This is a genomic window from Rugamonas rivuli (assembly GCF_009380165.1).
In the GTDB taxonomy this organism is placed as follows: Bacteria; Pseudomonadota; Gammaproteobacteria; order Burkholderiales; family Burkholderiaceae_D; genus Rugamonas; species Rugamonas rivuli.
Window position 1 is genome coordinate 133,843 of record NZ_WHUF01000011.1, and the last position, 22,957, is coordinate 156,799.

Consider the following 22,957-nt stretch of genomic DNA (forward strand, 5'->3'; position numbering starts at 1 on the left):
ATGTCCCAATTCAGTTATCAAGACGGCGTGCTGCACGCCGAGGGCGCGTCGCTTGCCGCCATCGCCGAGCAGTTCGGCACCCCGACCTATGTGTACTCGAAGGCGCAGCTGCTGGCCAACTACGCTTCCTACGCCGACGCCTGCGCCGGCCGCGACGCGCTGGTCTGCTACGCGATGAAGGCCAACTCCAACCTGGCCATCCTCGACCTGCTGGCCCGCCAGGGCGCCGGCTTCGACATCGTCTCCGGCGGCGAGCTGCTGCGCGTGCTGGCGGCGGGCGGCGATCCGCGCAAGGTGATCTTCTCCGGCGTCGGCAAGAGCGTCGATGAAATGCGCCTGGCGCTGTCGCATGACATCCTGTGCTTCAACGTCGAATCGATCCCCGAGCTGCACCGCCTGAACGAAGTGGCCGGGGCTATGGGCAAGACTGCGCGCGTCTCGCTGCGCGTCAACCCCAACGTCGACGCCAAGACCCATCCGTATATCGCGACCGGCCTGAAGGCCAACAAGTTCGGCGTTGCCTTCGACGATGCGCTGGACACCTACCGCGCCGCCGCCAAGCTGCCGCACCTGGAAGTGGCCGGCATCGACTGCCACATCGGCTCGCAGCTGCTGGACGACGCGCCGCTGCTGGAGGCGCTGGACCGCCTGATCGAGCTGATCGACAAGCTGGGCGAGGAAGGCATCGTGCTGCACCATCTGGACATCGGCGGCGGCATCGGCATCAACTACGGCGAAGCGGGCGAAGCGGCGCCGGTGCCGGTGGGCGACTACCTGGGTCGTCTGTTCGCCAAAATCGACGCCTGGCGCGCGGCGCGCTACGAAGGCAAGGCTATCAAGGTGATCTTCGAACCAGGCCGTTCTATCGTCGGCGATACCGGCGTGCTGCTGACCAAGGTGGAGTTCATCAAGCACGGCGAAGAGAAGAATTTCTGCGTGGTCGATGCGGCGATGAATGACATGGCGCGTCCGGCGCTGTACCAGGCGTGGATGGACATGCAGCCTGTGGTGCAGGGCAAGGCTGGCGCGTTGACGTATGACGTGGTGGGTCCGATCTGCGAATCCGGCGACTGGCTGGCGCGCGACCGCGAACTGGCGGTGGAAGCTGGCGATCTGTTGGTGATGCACAGTGCCGGCGCGTATGGCATGACGATGGCGTCCAACTACAACACGCGCGGCCGCGCGGCGGAGATCATCGTTGATGGCGAGGTGTGCCACATGGTGCGCCAGCGCGAGAATCCGGCCGATCTGTATGCGCTGGAATCGCTGATCAAGTAAGCCGTTCAGTCTGAAAGCAAAAGCCGCCCGCCTCACCGCCGGCGGCTTTTTTCATGCAGGCTGGTCTTCGGCGAAAATATCCTGGATGCTGCGTGCAGCAAATATCCTGTCAAACCAGACGTCCAGATCGTCCATCTCGGCAGCGTCGACACGCCGGCTCAACTTAGTGGAGAGTGAACCAAAACGCTTAGCGAGCAACTTCTTTAAGCGCTGCCTGTCACCGTAAAGTTCTGCTTCGTAGCGAAGCGCATCATCAAGACTATCGAAAAATGGAACGGTCATCGCTTTAGCCTCCCGAACGATACCTAAATTAATCATACGCTCGCGTGCCAGTCGTTGCAAACGAACCGCAGTCCACCGCGTCAGCGCTTGCTTCGCTTGCTGTGCGCCGACACAGTGCGCAATCCCGGGTTGACCACGCCATTTTTCAAGCTCGCCAGCAATGTCCTGTTCGGTGGCCAAGCGCTCGATGCGAAACGCCCTAGCGACAAAATTATCAAACTTCTCCAACGCCCACTTCGAAATGCGTTGCTGGTCAATAAGCAAATAGCTCTGTGCCGGCTGCAAATGCTGGATTTCCGGCGGTACAGCAGTGATCAGGCTGGTAAGGCTCAGACTGGCTTTCCATCGGCGTTTTCCATTATAGAGAACCAGCGGGAATACCGGGGGCAAGCGGCCCGCCTCAGGAATCTCGTTGCGCTTGATCAAGTCCTGGTACAGCAGCACGATATAGACCTGCATGCGCAAAGCCATCCAATGGTCGGAGCGGGATTGGAATTCAAGCAGCAGGTAGATATAGATCCATTCGCCAGCCAGGCGCACGCGCCAGACCATGTCGCTGTGGCGCTGGACGCCGCCATCGCTGACGTAGCTGCCGTTGACGCGCTCCAAGCTGGTCAGATCCAGCTGGCGCACCCACTCTCCCGGCACAAAGCCCAGCAGCAGGTCGCGCACCATTTCGGGATACGCGAACAGTTGCTTGTATGCGGTGTCGTCCTCGCTGGCCATCGGCTCAGTGTAGCGAGGCGATGCGCGCCGCTGTTGGGCGCGCTCAAAGCGATGCTAGCGCACCGCCGCCGCTGCCGCCACCGCCTTGCTGCGCGCCCAGTACACGCGCATCAGCAACAGTGCGCCCAGGATCACGCCGAAGATGATCGGCTGCGTGAAGTTGTGCTTGCCCGCCTTCATCCACCAGAAGTGCAGGATGGCCAGCGGCGCGATCACGTAGATCACCCGATGCAGCCACTGCCAGCGCTTGCCGCCCAGCCGCTTGACCATGGCGTTGGTGCTGGTCACAGCCAACGGTATCAGCAGCACAAACGCAATGAAGCCCACCGTGATGAACGGCCGCTTCAGCACATCCTTCCACATCTCCTGCACATCGAAGAAATGATCGAACCACAGGAAGGTCATGAAGTGCAGCAAGCCGTAGAAGAACATGTACAGCCCCAGCATGCGGCGCAGCTTGATCAGCCAGTTCCATTTGCTGAGCCTGCGCAGCGGCGTCACCGCCAGCGTGAAGCACAGGAAGTACAAGGTCCAGTCGCCGGTGCCGCGCGTGATGAATTCCAGCGGCTCGACCAGTTGCCCGGTCAAGGTCAGATACACCATGCGCGCCAAGGGTACCAGCGCCAGCACAAAAATCGCGGCCTTGATCAGCCCGGCCTGCCGCGTTGAAGGATTGAACGCCATACGATCAGAAGAACTTCTTCAGGTCCATGCCCGCATACAGCGGCGCAACATCTGCATAGCCGTTGAACATCAGCGTCTTGCGCTTGCGAGCCAGGAAGCCGTCCTCGCCGATGCGGCGCTCGGACGCCTGCGACCAGCGCGGATGATCCACTTCCGGATTCACATTCGAATAGAAACCGTACTCATTGGGCGCCGACAGATTCCACGACGTGCGCGGCTGCTCCTTGACGAAGCGGATCTTGACGATGGACTTGGCCGATTTGAAGCCGTACTTCCACGGCAGCACCATGCGCACCGGGGCGCCGTTCTGGTTGGCCAGCGTTTCGCCATACATGCCCAGCGTGAGCAAGGCCAGCGGATGGTTGGCTTCGTCGATGCGCAAGCCTTCGGTGTACGGCCATTGCAGCACGCGGCTGCCCACGCCCGGCATCTGTTTCTTGTCCGCCAAGGTGACGAACTCCACATACTTGGCATTGCCGGTCGGCTCGACCTTTTTGATGATCTCGGAGAACGAGTAACCGATCCAAGGAATGACCATCGACCAGCCCTCGACGCAGCGCAGGCGGTAGACGCGCTCTTCCAGCGGCGCCAGCTTCAGCAGCGCGTCGATGTCCAGCACCATCGGCTTCTTCACCTCGCCCTCGATGGACACCGTCCACGGATGCGTCTTCAGCGTGCCGGCGTTCATGGCCGGTTCGCTCTTGTCGGTGCCGAATTCGTAGTAGTTGTTGTAGCTGGTGGCGTCCTTGTAGGGCGTCTGCTTGTCGAGCGCCGAGTAGGACGGGTTGAGCTTGGCAGCCAGCTTGGGGTTGCTGCCCTGCGCGAAGGCTTCACGGTTGGCCATCTCCAGCAGCGCGGCGCTGCCGATGGCGCCGGCGGCGATCTGCTTGATGAACTTGCGGCGCGACTCGTAGACGTCGCGCGAGGTGATTTCTGATGAAAACGGCAACTCGATGCCGTTGGGGCTACGCTTGATCAGCATGCTGACTCCAAAGAAAGTGCAAGGTTGAGACTTGGTCGCCCCAGTAGCCTGAACCTTACACCAATCTTCGTCAGCCGTTTATAACATCGCGTTTACAACTTGCCGTAGGAATGCAGGCCGGACAGGAACATATTCACGCCCAGGAAGGCGAAGGTCGTCACCAGCAAGCCCACCAGCGCCCACCAGGCCGCCGGACGGCCACGCAAGCCCGTCATCAGGCGCATGTGCAGCCAAGCCGCGTAGTTCAGCCAGACGATCAGCGCCCAGGTCTCCTTCGGATCCCACGACCAGTAGCCGCCCCACGCCTCCGCCGCCCACAGCGCGCCGAGGATGGTGGCGATGGTGAAGAAGGCGAAGCCGGCCGAGATGGCCTTGTACATGACGTCGTCCAGTACTTCTTCCGACGGCAGGCGGTCAACCAGATAGCCCGAGGTTTTCAGCAGATAGGCCGCCGCCACCATGGCCGCCAGCGCAAAGTTGCCATAGCCGATGAAGTTGGCGGGAACGTGGATCTTCATCCACCAGCTTTGCAGCGCCGGCAGCAGCGGCTGGATGTCGGCGGCGTCGCGCGAGGTGGTGTACCAGAACAGGAAGCCGATCGCGGCGGTGATCACCAGCGTGACGAAGGCGCCCAGCTGGCGCGTGGCGTAGCGCTGTTCGAAGTACAGGTAGAACATCGCGGTGATCAGCGAAAACAATATAAACACTTCATACAGATTCGACACCGGGATGTGGCCGACGTCGGCGCCGATCAGGTAGGACTCGTACCAGCGCACCATCATGCCGGTCAGGCCCAGCACCACGGCGGCCCAGCACAGCTTGGAGCCGATGCTGGAGGCGGAAGCGGAACGGGTCGCCAGGCCGATCACATAGAACAGCGTCGACAGGCAGAACATCACGCTCATCCACAGGATCGCAGATTGGCTGGACAGCATCATGCGCAGCCAGAATTTCTTGGTGCCGTTATCGAGCTCGCCGGCATACATGGCGATCGCGCCCAGCGACAGCAGGGCCACCAGCGGCATCAGCCAACGCGCCGGCTTCCAGTGCCAGCCCAGCGCGGCAAACGCCGGCGCGGCCGCCAGCAGGATGCCCTTCTCGTAGACATCCATGTAGTGGCCGTAGCGGTTCAGGCCGAACAGCGAGCCGGCCACCAGGGCCAGCGCGAACAGCCAGTCGAACGCGTTCAGGCGCTTGAAGTAGCCGGGCGCCTGGGTATAGGTTTGGGTCGATTGCGTCAGTTCCATCATTTATCTCCGTGGCCGCTATAGCTTACGCCGATTGCGGCAGCTTTTCTTTCAAAGTTTCAAACTCGCGTTCGAAGTCCAGCGTTTTGCGCTGGGTGCTCATGGCCATCAGTGCCTCGGCGCCGTTGGCGTCATCCTTGATCCAGACCCACAGGCGGCGCTCGCGGATGTAGAACATCGAGAATACACCCAGTACCAGGAACACACAGCCCAGGTAGACCACGTTCTTGCCCGGCGAGCGCGTGACCTGGAACACCGAGGCCTGCACCTGGGTGAAATCGTCCAGTTGCAGGTAGACCGGGGCGCCGTAGAAGAAGGCGTCCGACAGCGCGTTGGTGGCCAGTTGCAGGAAGCGGGCGTGCTGCTCGTCGGCGCTGACCGGGGCCAGGCCATCCTTCTCGCGCGCGGCCTGCCACAAGTCCCACAGGCTGCCGTTGAGGATCTTCATGAAAACGTCGGCGGCCTTCTCCTGCTCGGCGGCCGGGATTTTTTCCAGGAACTGCGAGATGGCGACGAAGCCGGCCGCCTTGTCGTTGCCGGCGAAGATGGTCAGGCTCTTGTCGGCCGAAGCTTGCAGCTGCACGCGCAGCGCGTCGGAATTATTCGATTGCGGCGTGGCGCGCTCGGCGTAGCGCTTGGCGGCGGCGGCGCGCAGGCCGGGGTCGCCGAGGGCGGCGCGCAGGCGCATCCATTCGTTCACGCTGTGGGCGTCGTCGGCCGGGATGCGCAGGAAGCTGAACTGGTCGGATGGATTGACGCGCATGCCGGCCAGGAACACCGTGGCGCCGTCGACCGTCACCGGCTGCATATAGTTCTGGTATTCGCGCGCCTGGCCGGTCTTGTCGCGCAGCTTGTAGGTCACGCTGGGACCGACGTTCTTCAAATCCTTGTTGTTGGCGTTGCGGCCGGCCGAGCCGGTGTGCTTGTCCAGCGAGTTGGCGAACTGCTCTTCCAGCGTCTTGCCCTTGGCCACGGCGCGCGGGTCTTGCGTGGCCGCCAGGTTCTCGACGTTGAAGGGACGGAAGCCCGACCATTCGACGGTGTAGGCGTCGGTCATCGGCGTGCTGCCGCCCACTTCGCCGGCGATGTCGAAGGTGGTGGTGGCGCCGCCGCGCATCGGGTAGCCGGTGAGCTTGAGCTTGCTGCCGCCATCGTCAAAGCTGGACTGGTAGATCGCCAGGCCCTTGTACAGCAAGGGCTTGTTGACTTCGATGACGGCCTTGACCACCTCGCCGCTGGCGTGGTCGCGCACTTCGACCTCGCTGGCGAACAGCTTGGGCATGCCGGTGCTGTAGAAATCGATGGTGAATTTCTTCAGGTTGATGGTGAACGGCAGGTCCTGAATCAGCACGCCGTCCGGACGGGTGATGATGGCGCTTTCGCTGGACTGGCCTTCCGGGATCATGGTGTTGCCGCGGAAGGTGGGGTTGCCCAGGCCGAGGCGGCTCTGCGCCGGCACCTCCGAGATCAAGCCGCTGCCGCTGAACGGCACCTTGCCGAGGAACCATTCCTGCAGGCGGATCGGCACGTCCGAATCGAGCAGGCCGCCGATGCAGATGACCACGATGGCCGAGTGCGCGAAGATGTAGCCGAACTTGTTGGCCGCGCCCTGCTTGGCGGCCACCAGCGTGCCGTTGTCCTTCTCGACCAGCTTGATCTTGTAGCCGGCGTCGGCCAGGCGGGCGGCGGTCTGCTGCGCCAGCGCGGCGCGCGCCAGCGGCGAACGCCATTGCATCTTGTGGTGGAAGTTGAGCAGCGAATTCTCGCGCACGTTCTCGCGCCAGCTGCGCATGTCCTTGAGCATCTTGGGCGCGTTGCGGACGATGCAGAGCGAGGTCGACGTCACCAGCGCGGTCATCAGCAGCAGGAACCACCAGGCCGAGTACACGGCGTACAGGCCCAGCTTGCCGAACACTTCGAACCAGAACGGCCCGAACTGGTTGATGTAGTTGTTGGTCGCCTCGCCCTGCTTCATCACGGTGCCGACGATGGCGGCTATCGCGATCATCGCCAGCAGCGCGATGGCGAAGCGCATGGAGGATATCAGTTCGACGATTTCGCCGACGATGGGGCGGCGGGTCTTGAGTTCGATGCCGGTGGTGCTGGGGCTGCTGCTCATGCTGGGACTGTCTCAAAAAATGTACGCTGCGGGCAGCATATCAACAAAAAGGGCAGCCCGCTTACGCTGCCGCCCTCTATGCACTATCAGTTGCACCGCAACCCAGGGGCGCGGTGTCGTGTTTTATTTCAAGCCGGCGACGTAATCGGCCACGGCTTTCATTTCTTCATCCGACATGCGCATGGCGATGGTGCTCATCTGCGCGCTGTTCTTGCGGCCGCCCGCTTTGAACAGGCCCAGCTGGGCTACCGTGTAGTCCTGGTGCTGGCCGCCGATGCGTGGATACTGCACCGGGATGCCGGCGCCGGCCGCGCCGTGGCAGCTGGCGCAGGCGGGCACGTTTTTCTCGGCGATGCCGCCGCGATAAATCTTCTTGCCCAGTTCTACGGTGTCCTTGTTCTTGGCTGCGCCCGGCTTTTGCGCCTGGGCGGCCAGCCAGGCCGAGATGTTGTGCTTTTCTTCGTCGGTCAGCATCTTGGCGTAGGTCGTCATGACTGCTTGATTCCGATCGGCCGCCGTAAAGTTCACCAGTTGCTTGTAAAGATAGCCCTCGTGCTGGCCGGCCAGCTTGGGATTGACCGCGATGGTCGAATTGCCGCCGGCGCCGTGGCAGGAAACGCAGGCCGGCAGGCCGCGCGCGTTGTCACCCGTTTCAAACAGCGTGCCGCCCTTGGCCGCATCGACCTTGGGTGCGGCGGCTTCGGCGTGGGCCGGTTTTTTTTCTTCGTTGGCGGATGCGGTACCCGCAACTGCCAGCACGGCGACCAACAGGGATTTTACAAACGGTGAAAACGCACGATTCATTCAAGCACCCTCAAAAAAGTTTGTCGAACGTATGCCGCAGGCTAGACGCTAGAGGCTATGGCAACACTTCGTAACCACTCATTGTACAATAGCTTTCCAGCATATTTGCTCCCTTTTGTTGCATTTTCCCCCATCCCATGTCCAAACTCTGGCAAGCCCGCTTCTTTACGACCGTCAACCAATTGCGCGACCTCCCCGACACGCAAGTGCCGGAAATCGCCTTTGCAGGTCGCTCCAACGCCGGCAAATCGACCGCCATCAACATCCTGTGCAACCAGAAAGGCCTGGCGTTCGCGTCCAAGACCCCTGGCCGTACCCAGCACATCAACTACTTCTCGATCGGCGGCGCGCACGTCGCGCAGCACCGCAAGGATCCGACCATCGTCGATGAGATCGAGTGCCTGCTGGTCGACTTGCCGGGCTACGGCTACGCCGAAGTGTCCGGCTCGGCCAAATTGCACTGGCAACGCCTGCTGGGCGACTACGTCCAGCGCCGCGAGCAATTGGCGGCCTTGATCTTGATCATGGATTCGCGCCGCCCATTCACCGAACTCGACGTGCAGATGCTGGAATGGTTCGCCCCGACCGGCAAGCCCATCCATTGCATTCTGACCAAGGTTGACAAATTGAACCGCAATGAATCGGTCAATGTGCTGCGCCAGGCGAAAGCCAAGCTGGACAGCTATGTCGACGAAGATGGCGAAGGTTTCCCTTTCACCGTGCAACTGTTCTCCGCGCTCAAGCGCATCGGCATCGACGAAGCCAACGACAAGATCCTGGAACTGGCCGGCGTCACCGACGACGAAGCGGCGGCCCAGGTCGATCTGATCGAAATGGAAGACGACGTCGAGCCCGACGAGCAATAACCCTCAGCCTTAGGAAAGTTTTAGCGATGCCCTATCCACACGTTTCCGCCCAGTTCCCCGCCATCCGCATGCGCCGCATGCGGCGTGATCCGTTTTCGCGCGCCTTGATGCGTGAAAACAACGTCACGGCCTCGGACTTGATCTACCCGGTGTTTATCCTGGAAGGCACGCACCAGCGCGAGCCGGTGCAATCGATGCCGGGCGTGGAGCGGGTGTCGGTGGATCTGCTGCTGAAAGTGGCGGAGGAATGCGTGGAACTGGGCATTCCGGTGCTGGCGCTGTTCCCGGTGATCGACGCCGCCAAGAAGACGCCGGACGGCGTCGAAGCGACCAATCCGGACGGCCTGGTGCCGCGCGCGGTGCGGGCGCTGAAGCAGGCCTTCCCGCAACTGGGCATCCTGACCGACGTCGCGCTGGATCCTTACACCAGCCACGGCCAGGATGGGTTGATCGATGAAAACGGCTATGTGATCAACGACGTCACCACCGACATGCTGGTGCGCCAGGCCTTGTGCCAGGCCGAGGCCGGCGTCGACGTGGTGGCGCCGTCGGACATGATGGATGGCCGCATCGGCGCGGTGCGCGCGGCGCTGGAAGAGAAGGGTTTCATCCATACCCGCATCATGGCGTACTCGGCCAAGTATGCGTCGGCGTTCTACGGCCCGTTCCGCGATGCCGTGGGTTCGGCCAAGAACCTGGGCAAGAGCGACAAGAACACTTACCAGATGGACCCGGCCAACAGCGATGAAGCCTTGCGCGAAGTGGGCCTGGACCTGGCCGAAGGCGCGGACATGGTGATGGTCAAGCCGGGTATGCCCTATCTGGACATCGTGCGCCGCGTCAAGGATGAGTTCAAGGTGCCGACCTTTGCCTACCAGGTCAGCGGCGAGTACGCGATGATCAAGGCGGCCGCGCAGAACGGCTGGCTCGATCACGACAAGGTGATGATGGAAGCCATGCTGGCCTTCAAGCGCGCAGGCGCCGACGGCGTGCTGACCTACTTCGCCCTCGACATCGCGCGCCTGCTGAAGGCGCAAAAGTAATCCTGGCTTAACCGTCGCTGCGCAATGCGGCGATGGGATCGAGCGCGGCGGCCTGGCGCGCGGGGAACACTCCGAACGCCAGCCCCACGCCGACGCACAACAGCACCGCCACAATCAAACTCAACGGCGACCACGCCACCGACCAGCCGGCCAGCGCGGCGATGCTGTAGGCCGCCACCGCACCCAGCACCACACCCAGCAACGCGCCGCTGACGGCGATCACCAGCGCCTCCGCCAAAAACTGCTCGACCACGTCGCGCCTGCGCGCGCCCAGCGCCCGCTTCAAGCCCACTTCGCGCCGCCGCTCCAGCACATTGGCCAGCATGATGTTCATGATGCCGATGCCGCCCACCAGCAGCGACACCGCCGCGATCGAACTCATGACGATGGTGAAGATGCGCTGCGTCTGCTGGTTCTGGCGATACAGGCCCATCGGCACGATCAGGTTGGTGTCGTCGGCGCCGCCGTGGCGTTGCGCGATCAGCGCCTGCAGCACGCGCGCCGCGCTATCCGGCGCCACGTCCGCGCCCAGGCGCACGCTGATGCCGTCCACCTCATCTTCGATGCGCTTGAAGGCAAAGCGCGCACGGCCCGTCTCCCACGCCACGAACAGGCGCTCGTCGTCCAGCCCCAGCTTGACGCCTTCGAAATCCGATTTGCTTTGCGCGCGGTCCGCCAGCACGCCCACCACTTCCAGCCACACATGGTTGAGCTTGACCCGCTGGCCGACCGCCGGCCCATCGCCGAACAAGGTGCGCGCCAGCCGCGCGCCGACCACGCACACCGGCGCCAGCGTGGCGCCGTCCTGCACGGCCAGCCAGCGTCCGGAGGCCACCTGCAAGCCGCTGTGCGACGCGTACGATGGCGACACGGCATAGGCGCGCCCGCTCACCACCTTGTCGCCCAGCACCAGCTGCTCGACCTTGATTTCCTTCTTCAACGCCACCGACTGCGCGCCCGGCACCACCAGCAAGGCCGCGTCGGCGTCGGCCGCCGACAGGCCCAGCGAACGGGTGCGGATTTCCTTCAGCTGCTCGGGGTCGATGGCCTTGCTTTCGATGAGCACATTGTCCAGGCCCAGCTCGGCCACCAGGCGCAGCGCCTCGCGCTTGCTGCCCTCGCCCACCGCCAGCATGGCGACGATGGCGGCGACGCCGAAGATCATGCCCAGCAAGGTCAGGCCGGTGCGCAGCTTGCGCCGCTGGAGTTCAGTAACGGCTTCCCGTATCAATGCCAGATTCATGCCGAAGTTCATGACTTTACCGCCGTTGTCGATGGCGGCAGCAGCACGATGCGCGCGCCGGCCGTCAATCCGCTTTTGAGTTCGCTACGCACCGGGCCGCGCTGCCCCAGTTCGATCTTGTGCCGCACCGGCTTGCCCTGCTCGTCCGTGTAGACGGCGTAGCCCGCGCCCTCCTGCACCAGCGCCAGGTTGGGCACGGTCAGCGCGGCCGGCCGCGCCACCAGCTGCACGCTGCCGCGCAGCGCCTGGCCCGGCTTCAGCCCCAGCGTGAGCGCGGTGTCGTTCGGGATGGCGGCGTCGAAGTCGCTGTACTTGACCGGCGACTCCTGCGAGGTGGTGCTGGCGCTGTTGCCGACGCGGGTGACGGTCAGCGTCAGCGCGGTGCCGGTACCGGCCAGGCGTACCTGTACCGGCAGGCCGGGCTTGAGTCCGTAGGCCTGGCCCTCGGCCACGCTGAAGTGCGCCACCAGTTGATGCAGGTCGGGCAGCATGCCGAATTCCTGTCCGGCTGACTGGCTGGCGCCGACCTCCGGCTTGGCGCCGTCCCAGCGCGGCACCAGCAGGAATACGCCGTCGTGCGGCGCCACCAGTTCCAGTCCGGCCAGGCTGTCGCGGTTGCGCTTGGCGCCCTGCTCCACGCTGTCGCGCTGCGAGTGTAGCACCGCGTCCTGCGCCGCCGTGCGCGCCTGCGCCTGGCCGCCCTTCCAGTCCAGGTAAGTGCGCTTGGTGCTGAGGAAGCCGACGTCGGCCAGCGCGTCGAGGATGGTGTTGCGGGCGAAGATGGTCAAGTCGACCTTGGCGTAGCGCTGGCTCAGGCCGAGATCGTCCTCGACCTTGGCGCGCTCGCCGGCCAGCGTGCTGCGCTCGACGGCGGCGTTGCCGGTGTTGCCGGCTTCGGCGATGGTCTTGCGCAGCAGTTCCAGCTCGGCCTGCGACAGCTCCATGCGCGCCTGCGGCGCGTCGAAGCGCGCCACCACGTCGCCCTTGCGGACGGCGCTGCCGTCGGCCACCATGCTCACCAGCACGCGGCTGCTCCAGCCGCTGCCGGGCACGGGCAGCGTGGTGCTGGCGGCGGCCTTGATTTCGCCGTCCACCGCCAGCGTTTCGGACCACGGCCGCGCGGCCAGGGTTTCGATGGCGCCGGGCGCGGTGCTGGCGCTGTCGCCGCAGCCGGCCAGCGCCAGCAGCACGGCCACGCTCAATAGATGCTTGTTCATTGCTTGCGCTCCTTGCCGGCGGCATCGGCCACCAGCACGGCCTGCACGGCGGCGCCCGGCTTGAGGCCTTGCGGGTTGTCGTCAAACTGCAATTCGAGATTGCGCACGATGGTCGATTGCGCGGTGGACTTGCCGTGGAAGGCGCGGCCCAGCGCGACCACATGCGCGTTCAGCGCCTGGTTGGCGCCCGGCACCGTCACGCGGGCGCGCTGCCCCACATGGACCAGCGAGGCCTGCGCCTCCGGCACGGTGGCGTTGATGTACAGCTGGCCTGGGTCGGCCAGCGTGGCGACCGACAGCCCCATCCACACCTGGCTGCCGACCGCGACTTTCTCGCCCGAGAAGGTGGTGCGGTACATCAGCAAGCCCTTGCGCGGCGCCACCACGGTCATCGCCGCCTGGCCCTTGGCCAGCGCGGCCAGCTGCTGCCGGATGTCGGCCACTTCCGCCTGCAGGCCGGTGCGTTCGGCGCGGCGGGCGCGGATCTGCACGGCGCGCTGCGTGACGGCCAGCTTGGCCAGCGCGGTCTTTTCGGTGCGCTCAATGACCAGCTTGTCGTAGTCGACGCGGCGTATCAATTCCTTGGGCTGCGTGGCTTTGCGCTCTGCCTTCTCGGCATTGCTTTGCGCCTCGGCCACGGCCAGTTCGCCGGCGCGGTCGGCCTCGGCCTGGTCGAGCAGCATCTTGTCCAGCGCCCGCTGTTTTTCCCTGAGCTGGCCTTGCTGCTGCATCAATTGGGTGGTGACTTCGCCCGATTCGAACTGGGCGATGGTCTGGCCGGCCTCGACCATCGCGCCCTCGGGGGCGATGCTGGCCAGCTTGTATTGCCACACATACGGAATGCTCGGCGGCGACACCGGCAGCGCCTGGCGCGAGGCGATCTCACCTTCGATGGCCGGCGCCTCGGCGGCGGCGGCCGGCTTGCGCGCCGTGCCCGCGCCGGCGTGCGGTTCGGCGAACACGCTCATGCCCGCCACCAGCGGCAGGCCGTGTCCCTCCGGCAGGCCGATGCGGACGCGGAAGTAGCGGCCGTTGCCCCAGCTGGCGCGCGCTTCCGGCGCGCTGGTGATGCTGAGGATCTTGCCGGTCAACGCGGCGCCCGGCAGCGCGTCGAAGCGCAGACCGAGTGCATCGCCTTCGGCCAGGTAGGGCCGGTCGGCTTCCAGCACCCAGGCCGTGACCGCCATCTGGCCGTCGCCCTGCACCACGCCGGCGGCGTTGCCGGGCCAGGCCGACGAACCTTCCTCGAAGCGCTCGCCCTTCCACGGGCTGTAGCCGTGCACCACCACGCCGTCGCGCGCGGCGCGCACTTCGGCCTGCTTGAGCTGGGCGATCTGGAAGGCCAGGTTGATCTGCAATTTCTTCACTTCCAGCTCGCCGTCCTCGCGGCGGCGCGACACCGATTGCCGGTAGTTGTCGCGCGCTTCGAGCTTGATCGCCAGGTCGCGCGTGGCGCGGTCCAGCTCGGCCTGGTTGCGGTCGTAGTTCAGCGCCGTGATTTGCAGCTTGGGCAAAGCGGCGTCGACCTTGGCCTTGGCCAGCGCGGCCTCGGCGGTGATCAGCGCTTTCTCGGTATCGATGGCGCCCGCCTCGAGGTTGGCGGTGTCGCGCTCGACGCGCGCGGCGGTGCGCTCAAGGTCGGTCTTCAGGCGGTCGATATTGGCGGCGCCGCCGGTTTCGATGCGCAGCACCAGGTCGCCCGCCTTGACCTGCGTGCCCTCGGCGACGAAGTTGCGCAGCACCAGTGGCGACGAGTTCGATGGCGGCACCACGATGGTTTGCGTGTCCAGCGCCTCGACCTCGCCGGTCAACAGCACCGGGCGCCTGGCGGGCGCCTGCTCGCCGGCGGCGTGCGGCGCGGACGGGGTCGCGGACGGCGCGGTATGCGATGCGCTTGCGGACGAGACAGCGGCGGCAATGCCGGCGGCCAGCAGCGGCACGGCGCACAGCACGGCGATGGTGGAGCGTTTCAGGCGTGGTTTCATGCATGGCCCTGGTCGATGCGGCCGTCGCGCAGGTGGATGGTGCGCTGGGCGGCGGCGGCGATGTCGGGATCGTGCGTGACCAGCACCAGCGTCTGGCCGCCCGCGTGCAGTTCCTTCAGCAGCGCCATCACGTCGGCGGCGCTTTTGGAGTCGAGGTTGCCGGTGGGCTCGTCGGCCAGCAGCAGCGCGGGCTGGTTCAGCAGCGCGCGGGCGATGGCGGCGCGCTGCAGCTGGCCGCCGGACAACTGGCCCGGCAAGTGGCCGGTGCGCTCGCCGAGACCGATGCGTTCGAGCAGCGCGACGGCGCGGCCGGCGGCGGCCGGATCGGCGGTGCGGGCGTAGCGCTGCGGCAGCAGCACGTTTTCCAGCACGGTCAAGCGCGGCAGCAGGTGGAAGGATTGGAACACGAAGCCGATGCGGCGGTTGCGCACTTCGGAGGCGGCGTCGTCGTCGAGGGCGCTGATCTCGTCCTCGGCCAGACGGTAGCGGCCGCTGTCGGGCCGGTCCAGCGCGCCGAGCACGTTCAACAAGGTGGATTTGCCGGAGCCGGACGGCCCCATGATGGCGACGAACTCGCCGGGCGCGATATGCAGGTCGATGCCGTCGAGGGCACGGATGTCGTTGCCGCCCTGGCGGTAGGTCTTGCGGATATCGCTCAGTTGTATCATCGCGGAAGTATCTCCGCCGATGAGGGCTTTGTCAATTCATTAACTTGACTTTTTGTGTAACGATTTTTCGCAAAACCGCGCCCCGTCACTGGAAGCAATGACGGGGCGCGCTGCTGCTTACTCGATGCTGACTTCCTTGCGGTTGTCGCGCGAGACGCGGTCGATCATCTTGTTGTAGGGATCGACGCCGACATCGAACGGCTGCTCCTTGACCGTCACCGTGACCACCGGATCGCTGCCCTGCAACACGCGCTTCTCGCTGAACAGCACGCGCTCGTCGCGTTCCTTGGCGCCCTTGGCGCGGGCGAACACGGCGATCTCCACCGGTTCGTCATACGCGCGCGGCGTTTCCTTGCCCTTGCCGTCCGCCTCCAGCTTGGCCAGGTGCAGCGTCATCGTCACGTCCCACTGGCCGTCGGCGCGCTTGCGGGCCTTGGCCTCGGTCACGCGGTTGTCGTAGAAGACGATCTTCTCGAACAGATCGGTGATCAGCGCCTGCTTGTCCTGCGGCGCCTCGGCGCGGATGTAGGCCAGCAGTTCGCGGCTGGTGGTGTACGGCGCCTGCTGATAACCCTTGTCCTGCAGGAAGCGCTTCAACGCGCGGTTGAGCGCCGCCTCGCCGATCTCGTCGCGCAGGCGGTAGAACACCAGGCTGCCCTTGCGGTAGTGGATGTACTGCTGGTTTTCCACGCGCATCAGCGGCTGCTCTTCGACCAGCTCGCCGCCACGGTCGCGCAGATAGTGGTCCAGCTCGAAGCGCAGGAAGCGGCGCAGCTTGTCGCGGCCGTATTCCTTCTCCATCACCATCAGCGCCGAGTACTGCGCCAGCGCTTCGATCAGCATGGTCGAACCCTGGACGTTGGCGCCCACCACCTGGTGGCCCCACCACTGGTGCGCCATCTCGTGCGCGGTGACGTAGTAGACGAAGTCGATGTCATCCTTGTCGCGCAGGTCGGCGATGAAGCCTATCGATTCCGAATACGGGATGGTGTTGGCGAACGATTGCGCAAAGCCCTGGTAGTTCGGGAACTCCAGCACCCGCACCTGCTTGTGCTGGTAGGGCGTGTAGTTGGCTTCGAAATAGTCGAGCGATTTCTGCGCCGAGGTGATCATGCGGTCGACGTTGTAGGCGTGCTTGCTGTCGTAGTAGATCTCGATCGGCAAGCCGTGCCACTCGCCCTTGCGCACCTGCCAGCGCGCCGACAGGTAGGCGAAGAACGGCACCATCGGCCGGTCCATCTTGTAGTGGAAGTAGCGGCGGCCGTTCTGCTCCCAGCTCTTCTGCAGGTAGCCGGGGGCGACGGCGATCTGGTCGGCGCTGGTCGAGACCGTGGTCTCGAAGTTGATCCAGTCCGCCTCGTTGCTGAAGATGGCGTTGGCGCGCGCCTTCTCGTCCTCCAGCTTGGCCATGCGCACCGGCTCGCCCAGGCCGCGCTTGCGGCGTTCGTTGCGGTCGGTCAGCTCGACCTGGTCGTTGTAGCCGAAGTGCGGGAAGTAGGTGAAGTTATTGAAGAAGGTGCCGTTCAGGTTGACGTTGTCGGCCGCGCCGCTGTTGGTGAAGCCCTGGTTGTGGATGTCCACGTTGAAGGCCAGGTTCAGCTTGGCGGCGGGCGCCAGCGGCTGCGTCAGCTTGATGATGCTGAAGCCGGCTTCCTTGTCGTCCAAGACCACCGAGTGCGGCGGCAGGTTGTCGAAGCGGGTGTCGACCTCGGGATTGCGCTGGATGCGCAACACGTCCAGCGGCAGGCCGGTTTTGTTTTCCAGCAGGTAGTGGCCGCGTATCGCCACGCGGCGCTCGGCCGGATAGATGTCGACGTCGGCGCGCACGTCGGTGACGCGCGGTTGCGGCAAGCCCTTGTACTGGCGGTACAGCTTTTCGTAGCGGGCCAGCTGGTCCATGGTCACGTCGGACGCCACGTACTTGTTCAGCACGTTGGTGTTGTAGAAGATCCAGGCGCCGCTGCCGACGAAGCCGGCCAGCAGCATGGCCAGCGCCACGCCGGACGGGCCCTTCAGGCGGGCGGCAGCCACGCGCAGGCGCTCGCGCCATGGACGCGCCAGACCGCGCACCCAGAACGCCTGCGCCAGCACCAGCAAGGCCGCCGTGAACAGACTCCAGTACAGCGCGAACCACGACCAGCCGGTCAGGAAGTGGCCGTAGCCGTTCATGTCCGAATAGCGCAGGCCCGGCAGCGAGGCGAAGTTGTACAGGTTGTGGTCGAAGTGCATGATGCTCAGCACGATCTGCGACACCATCAGCACGATCACCAGCAGGTAGCCGATGAACTTGTTGTTGGTGAAGACCTGCAGCGTCAGCGCCAACAGGCCCATCAGCACGAAGAACATCGATTCCAGCAGCACGCCCTGGACGTACAGGCCGACCTCGACCGGTGCGCCGCCCTTGAACAGCTGGTAGCCCGCGCCCGCCAGCACGCCGGCCAGCAGGAAGCCGGCGATCACGCCGACCAGCGCCAGGCACTTGGCCGCCAGCGGCGCCCAGTCCGGCACCGGCATGGCGTCGCTGACGTCGGCGATCTTGACCTGGCGTTCCTTGAAGATCAGCTCGCCCGCGTAGAAGGTCAGCACGATGATCAGCATGAAGTTGAAGCTGCCGCTGAGGGTGCGCAGCATCAGGTAGGTCACGGGATAGACGGTGGTGCCGAAGATAGAGCCGGCCTGGGTGACGGCGCCGACAAAGTTCAGCACGCCGAACAGCAGCATCACCAGGAAGGGCACGCTCTTGAACACGCCCATGGCGTCGAAGCGCAGGATGTGCCAGCACTGCAGCCAGCCGGTCGCGGCGCTGAAGCGCGCCACGCTGCGCGGCAGCGCCAGGCTCGACGGCGCAGGCGCGGGCGCGGCGACCGTTGCCTTGGCCTTGCCGAACAGGCGGCGGCCGGTGCCGGCGCGCTGCGGTTTGAACAGCACCAAGGTGGCGCCGAAGAACACCAGCGCCACCGCCAGCCACAACGCGCGGTTGGCCAGCAGGAAGCCGCTGAACGGCGGCAGGCCGGCGTTCGATTCGGCGGCCGAGAAGTAGCGCACCGCGCGGCTGAAGGCGCGCACGCCGAACGGGTCGAGCAGCACGGCGGTCCATTCGCTGTTGATGTCGCGGGTGAAGACGCCGGCGACGATCCACAGCACGAAGAAGCCCAGCACGCCCACATACACCAGCATCATCGAGCGGGTGGTGGAAGCCAGCAGCATCAGCAAGGCGCCGATGAAGACCAGGTTGGGAATGACGAAGAAGCAGAAGCCCCACAGGTAGGCCGACAGCGACAGCGGACCGACGCGCGCGGCGTCGACCCAGGGCATCACCGGCCCCAGCAGGATGCCGACGGCGATCAGCACGAAGATGCTCAGGCAAGCCACCAGGCCGGCGATGAAGCGCCCGGCCAGGTACTGGTACTTGCGCATCGGCGTGGCGAACAGCATGTCGGAAATGCCGACCTCGCTGTCGCGCAGCACGGTGCCGGCGATGAAGATGGTGACGATGAAGGTCGACACCACGGTGAACGAGCCCAGCAGCTGAGCCACGACCACCGGCGCGTTGCGGTGCACATTGCCGATCGCCCCGCCGACCTGGATGGCGTCGCTGGTGGACGCGCCGAAGGCCAGCAGGCCGAGGATCAGCCCCGTCACCCACAGCAGCGGCTGGCGCAGCTGGTAGCGCAAATCGAATTTAAAGAATTCCATCAACATGGCGGGCCCCTCAGACCACGGCGGCCGCGGAGGCGGCGGCGTTACGCACATGCAGGAAATACACGTCTTCCAGGTCCGGCTCGACCTGGATGAAGCCCTCCTCGGGCTGGCTGTCGGCGTAGACATTGATCTGCGGCTTGCCGCCGACCAGGCGGGTGTGCAGCACCTTCATGCGCTGCTGGTATTCGGTCAGCGCTTCCGGGCTGACGCTGCGGCGCCAGACCTTGCTGCGCAGCGTGTCGATGGTGGCTTGCGGTTCGCCCTGCAGCTGCACCTCGCCCTTGACGATCAGCGCCATGCGCGGGCACAGGTCGGTGACGTCGGCCACGATGTGGGTCGACAGTATCACCACCACCTGCTCGCCGATCTTGGCCAGCAGGTTGAGGAAACGGTTGCGCTCGTCAGGGTCGAGGCCGGCGGTCGGCTCATCGACGATCACCAGCCGTGGCGAACCGAGCAGCGCCTGGGCGATGCCGAAGCGCTGGCGCATGCCGCCCGAGTAGGTGCCCAGGCCGCGCTTGCGCGCCTCCCACAGATTGGTCTGGTGCAGCAGCGCTTCGACCGCTTCCTTGCGCTCGCCGCGCCCGGTCAGGCCCTTGAGCACGGCGAAGTGGTTCAGCAGCACCTCGGCCGTCACCTTGGGATAGACGCCGAAATCCTGCGGCAGGTAGCCGAGCTGGCGGCGCAGCGCCTCGGGCTGGGCCAGCACGTCGAGACCGTCGAAATGGATGCTGCCGCTATCGGGATCTTGCAGCGTGGCGATGGTGCGCATCAGCGAGGACTTGCCGGCACCGTTGGGGCCCAGCAGGCCGAACATGCCGTTGGGGATGTCGAGGGTGACGTCGTTGATGGCTTTGACGCCGTTGGCGTAAGTCTTGCTCAGCTGTTTGATCGATAGCATGGAACACATTCTCCTGATAGGGGGACGGACGGAATCCGCAACAAAATTACTTTAAAGTAAAGTTGTCAAGCTATCAGGGTTTTTGCGACCAAACGGCGGTTTTGAGGGATGGAACGTGGTTTTTCAGCAATATTCAGAAAAATCTAACGGGAAGCGCCACGGGTGTACTCGGGGAACATCTCTTTCAGCAGGAAGGCGATCAAGTCCTTTTCGTCTTCCTTGCGGGCGCTCATGATGACCACTTTGCCCAGGCGGCGCGATTCCCACGGGAAGTCGCCGGTCTTTTCCTTGCGGATCACCTTGATCATTTCCTTGACCACGGCGGTTTCGATATCCGGCTCGGCGCCCTGCTCCACGTGCAGCTGCTGGGTCCAGTTGCGCTTGAAGTTGGTGTTCCAGCCGCGGAACTTCACGTCGGCGCTGTGGTAGCTCTTGTCGACCGAGAAGATGCCGCCGGTGTCGTCCTTGTCGGCGCCGCCGGAACGGCCCTGGGCGCCGGCGATATTGGCCTTGGCGATGCGCAGCGAACGTTCGGCATCGCTCTCTGCCGGGGCCGGCGGCGCCGGTTGCGGATTGTTGGCCTCGCGCGCGGCGCGGCGCTTGGCGATCATCTCGGACATGTCCTGCTCGGGCGGCGGCGTCATCGTCGCCTGCACCGGCGGCACATAGGTTTCCAGCTTGGGGCGGATGGCGGCCGGCGCATCCCTGGACGCCACCTGCTTCGGCGGCGGCGGCTTGCTGGCCTTGGCCACTTCGGTTTTCTTCGGCTGCGGCTTGTTGGGGTTTTTCTTTTCCGGCAGCGGCGCGATGTAGACCATCACCCCGCCCTTGGGCGGCGCGGCATGCTTGCGCTCGGGCGCCGGCGCCAGGAAGTAGTACAGCACGCCGATCAGGTGCAGCGCGATGGAGATGCCGATGCCGACCCGGTTGGATTGCGATTTACGATCCCACGCGGCATATCTCTCGCCGGCCTCGGGCAGACGCTGGCCGCAAGTTTCGCAATATTCGGAATTTGCAGAGAGTAAGTGGGAATCGTGATGCAAAATAGCAAACCTTGATTGGAACGACGTCGACAAAATGCGGCCATAGTGCCAGAGTCCCGCAATTTTGGGAACCGCTGTGCATGGCCATGATAACGCGCCGGGCTGCGGCGCGTACGCTCCAGGGTGTTTAAGGGGAATAGCTTACAAGTTCCGCGTCTTGACGGGTGTTACCGTATGTATCAACGGTCTTTACAAAGCGGCCTGCGGCAACGCCCTGGCGGCGGTTTCGGCGACGGTGCGGCGGGCGCCGGGCCGGGGCAAATCCTCCATCTGCGCGCACATGGCGTGGACGCAACGGTCGGCGTCCAGCACCTGGCGCGAACGCATCTGCGGGCGCGGCAAGGCGTGCGTGTAGTAGTGCGCGCCCTCCACCAGGTAGCCCAGCGCCCACAGCCTGCCCGAGGCCTGGCCGCGCGCATCGAGCGGCTGGCCGCCGGCGTCGATGTCGATGCCGCCGGGGTGGAAATCGCCGTTGCAATACGGCCGCACCAGCCCGCGTTTCAGCACATTACGGATAAGTAAGGAATCGTCGGTGGCGGGGAAAAAGCCGTCCAGCCGGGCGACCACCAGCACATCGAACGCATACGTGACGGCGCCGTCGGCGAAGCCGGTGCCGAGCACATAGCTGGCCGCCTGCTCGTCCATGTCGATGCGGCTGCGCGGGCCGGAGACGATCTCGATCACGCCCGCGTCCAGCAGCGCCAGCAATTCCTGGTTGCGGCGCAGCGGCGGACCGAAGGCGCTGCGGTTGATGGCCGCGTGGTAGACGCCGAGGAAGTTGCGGTGCGAGGCCGGCGTCAGCCCGCCGTGCTCGACGGCCGCCTGCAGCGTGGCGCGCACATCGCGCAGCACGTCGGTGGCGGCCTTGGTCGCACTGCCAACATTGCCCAGCCGCGCTTCGGCCAAGTCGTCGCGCAGCCAGTCCGTGAAGTACTGGCGGAACGCCTCCAGCGTGGCGAAGCGGCGCCCGCGCAGCGGGAACAGCAGCTGGTCGACCAGCACGTCGTCCTCAGCGGTCAGCACGAAGCCGGCCGGGTCGGGCGCCACGCCGCCGGGCTTGGCCCTGGCCAGCGTGCTGCGGTAGACCCAGGCCATTTCGCGCTTGAGCAGCGGCAGCAGCTCGCGCTCGAAGTCCAGCTGGCGGCTGCCGCGCCCGGCCAGCGCCATGCGCCGCAGCGCATCCACCGCGGCCGGCGTGAAGTAGTGCGGCTGGTGGCGGCCGTCGATGCCCTTCTGGTTGACGCCGCGCGCCGCCGCCGGCAGGCAGTTGCGCGAACACAGCGTCAGCTGCGGTTCGGCGCCGGAGCGCTGGTAGCGCAAGTTCCCCTGCCCGTCTTCCACGAAGGCGCCGCCGCGCCCCACCGTCAGCTCGGCGATGATGTCGTGCGCGCTCAGGCCCAGGCCCTGGATGGCGACGCGGGCGTCGGCGCCGATGCGCGCCAGCTGCTCCAGCGGATAGGCGTGGCGCACGAAGGCCAGCCGGCTGTTGCTGCGCGCATGGTCGCGGGCGAAATCGGCCAGCCGGGCGTCGACCTCGTCGGGCTCGTTGCGGCCATGGCCGGTGGTCAGGAAGACGAAGTCGCTGTGCAGGCGATAACCCGTTTCGAGCTCGACGGCGTAGCGGCCGTCCGCCTGCGGCAGCAGGTCGACGGCGCGCTGGCGGTGGTGGTTCAGGTTGACGCACGACGGCAGCAAGGCGGCGATCTGGCGGTAGGCCCAGGCCAGGTATTCGCCCAGCAGGCAGCGCGGCAGGTAGTCGGCTTCGGTGATGTCGGCGCCGCCGTCCTCGCCGAGGCGGTAGTAGCGCTCGCCGACGCGGCGGTAGCCGGCCTGGCGCGCCCACGCGGTCAGCGAGGGCGTGGCGCACAGCGGCGGATGCTGGACCGCGCCGGGCGCGGGGAATAGCGTGACCTGGCTGGCGATGGTGTTGATCAGCAGATGCTGCGGCTGGCGCACGCTGTGCACGCCGGGGCCGCAGTCGCCGGGCTCGACCACGTGGATGTCGAGCGGCAGCCGGCGGCTGCCGGCTACGGCGGCGATGCGTTCAAAAACGCTGAGCCCGCGCGGGCCCATACCGATGATGGTGACACTGTAGCGTTTCATTTCCAACCGTCCTTTTATCGAGGGCTAACTTGCCCATGATAAAGAGACAGTCTTCAGAGCAACT

The 22,957-nt window shown here is 65.2% G+C and carries 17 protein-coding genes; 3 read left to right on the forward strand and 14 right to left on the reverse strand.

Going from position 1 to position 22,957, the window contains the following annotated elements; genetic code table 11:
• Positions 1–1,278, forward strand: a complete 1,278-nt coding sequence (lysA, locus tag GEV01_RS28875) for a diaminopimelate decarboxylase (RefSeq protein WP_152809613.1) — start codon at positions 1–3, stop codon at positions 1,276–1,278.
• Between the two features lie 51 nt (positions 1,279–1,329).
• Here lysA and GEV01_RS28880 read toward each other — a convergent pair whose 3' ends face one another.
• From GEV01_RS28880 to GEV01_RS28905, 6 genes are all read right to left on the reverse strand, one after another.
• Positions 1,330–2,286 carry an Rpn family recombination-promoting nuclease/putative transposase gene (locus GEV01_RS28880; RefSeq protein WP_152809615.1) on the reverse strand — a complete coding sequence of 319 codons (957 nt, stop codon included), beginning with the start codon at positions 2,284–2,286 and terminating at the stop codon, positions 1,330–1,332.
• A 54-nt stretch (positions 2,287–2,340) separates the two neighbouring features.
• Positions 2,341–2,970 carry a protein-methionine-sulfoxide reductase heme-binding subunit MsrQ gene (locus GEV01_RS28885; protein WP_152809617.1) on the reverse strand — a complete coding sequence of 210 codons (630 nt, stop codon included), beginning with the start codon at positions 2,968–2,970 and terminating at the stop codon, positions 2,341–2,343.
• 4 nt (positions 2,971–2,974) lie between these two features.
• Positions 2,975–3,952, reverse strand: coding sequence for a protein-methionine-sulfoxide reductase catalytic subunit MsrP (msrP, locus tag GEV01_RS28890; RefSeq protein ID WP_152809619.1), 978 nt, complete (start codon positions 3,950–3,952; stop codon positions 2,975–2,977).
• 92 nt (positions 3,953–4,044) lie between these two features.
• Positions 4,045–5,199, reverse strand: coding sequence for a c-type cytochrome biogenesis protein CcsB (gene ccsB / locus GEV01_RS28895; protein WP_152809660.1), 1,155 nt, complete (start codon positions 5,197–5,199; stop codon positions 4,045–4,047).
• A 25-nt stretch (positions 5,200–5,224) separates the two neighbouring features.
• On the reverse strand, positions 5,225–7,318 hold the full coding sequence (locus GEV01_RS28900; RefSeq protein WP_152809622.1) for a cytochrome c biogenesis protein ResB: 2,094 nt from the start codon (positions 7,316–7,318) through the stop codon (positions 5,225–5,227).
• 123 nt (positions 7,319–7,441) lie between these two features.
• The gene (locus tag GEV01_RS28905) at positions 7,442–8,122 is read right to left on the reverse strand and encodes a c-type cytochrome (RefSeq protein ID WP_070361197.1); all 681 of its coding nucleotides are present in this window, start codon (positions 8,120–8,122) and stop codon (positions 7,442–7,444) included.
• A 137-nt stretch (positions 8,123–8,259) separates the two neighbouring features.
• Here GEV01_RS28905 and yihA point away from each other — a divergent pair, with 137 nt between their 5' ends.
• A complete protein-coding gene (gene yihA, locus GEV01_RS28910; protein WP_008444374.1) occupies positions 8,260–8,988 on the forward strand; it encodes a ribosome biogenesis GTP-binding protein YihA/YsxC in 729 nt (242 codons plus the stop codon).
• A 26-nt stretch (positions 8,989–9,014) separates the two neighbouring features.
• Complete coding sequence (gene hemB, locus GEV01_RS28915) at positions 9,015–10,031, forward strand: porphobilinogen synthase (RefSeq protein WP_152809624.1); 1,017 nt, start codon at positions 9,015–9,017, stop codon at positions 10,029–10,031.
• Between the two features lie 7 nt (positions 10,032–10,038).
• Here hemB and GEV01_RS28920 read toward each other — a convergent pair whose 3' ends face one another.
• The 8 genes from GEV01_RS28920 to GEV01_RS28955 form a co-directional block, all read right to left on the reverse strand.
• Complete coding sequence (locus tag GEV01_RS28920; RefSeq protein ID WP_152809626.1) at positions 10,039–11,286, reverse strand: ABC transporter permease; 1,248 nt, start codon at positions 11,284–11,286, stop codon at positions 10,039–10,041.
• Positions 11,283–12,491, reverse strand: a complete 1,209-nt coding sequence (locus GEV01_RS28925; RefSeq protein ID WP_152809627.1) for an efflux RND transporter periplasmic adaptor subunit — start codon at positions 12,489–12,491, stop codon at positions 11,283–11,285. Before GEV01_RS28925 ends, GEV01_RS28920 begins: the two co-directional genes overlap by 4 nt.
• On the reverse strand, positions 12,488–14,476 hold the full coding sequence (locus tag GEV01_RS28930) for an HlyD family secretion protein (protein WP_152809629.1): 1,989 nt from the start codon (positions 14,474–14,476) through the stop codon (positions 12,488–12,490). The genes GEV01_RS28925 and GEV01_RS28930 overlap by 4 nt, the downstream gene beginning before the upstream one ends.
• Positions 14,473–15,144, reverse strand: coding sequence for an ABC transporter ATP-binding protein (locus tag GEV01_RS28935; protein WP_152809631.1), 672 nt, complete (start codon positions 15,142–15,144; stop codon positions 14,473–14,475). The genes GEV01_RS28930 and GEV01_RS28935 overlap by 4 nt, the downstream gene beginning before the upstream one ends.
• Positions 15,145–15,261: 117 nt before the next feature.
• The gene (locus tag GEV01_RS28940; protein ID WP_152809633.1) at positions 15,262–18,846 is read right to left on the reverse strand and encodes a M1 family aminopeptidase; all 3,585 of its coding nucleotides are present in this window, start codon (positions 18,844–18,846) and stop codon (positions 15,262–15,264) included.
• Positions 18,847–18,856: 10 nt separating this feature from the next.
• Positions 18,857–19,747: an ABC transporter ATP-binding protein gene (locus tag GEV01_RS28945; protein ID WP_152809635.1), complete on the reverse strand. Its 891-nt coding sequence runs from the start codon at positions 19,745–19,747 to the stop codon at positions 18,857–18,859.
• 143 nt (positions 19,748–19,890) lie between these two features.
• Positions 19,891–20,790 (reverse strand): hypothetical protein, encoded by a 900-nt coding sequence (locus GEV01_RS28950; RefSeq protein WP_152809637.1) that lies wholly within the window; start codon positions 20,788–20,790, stop codon positions 19,891–19,893.
• 189 nt (positions 20,791–20,979) lie between these two features.
• Positions 20,980–22,893 (reverse strand): FAD/NAD(P)-binding protein, encoded by a 1,914-nt coding sequence (locus tag GEV01_RS28955; RefSeq protein ID WP_152809639.1) that lies wholly within the window; start codon positions 22,891–22,893, stop codon positions 20,980–20,982.
• Between the last annotated feature and the right edge of the window lie 64 nt (positions 22,894–22,957).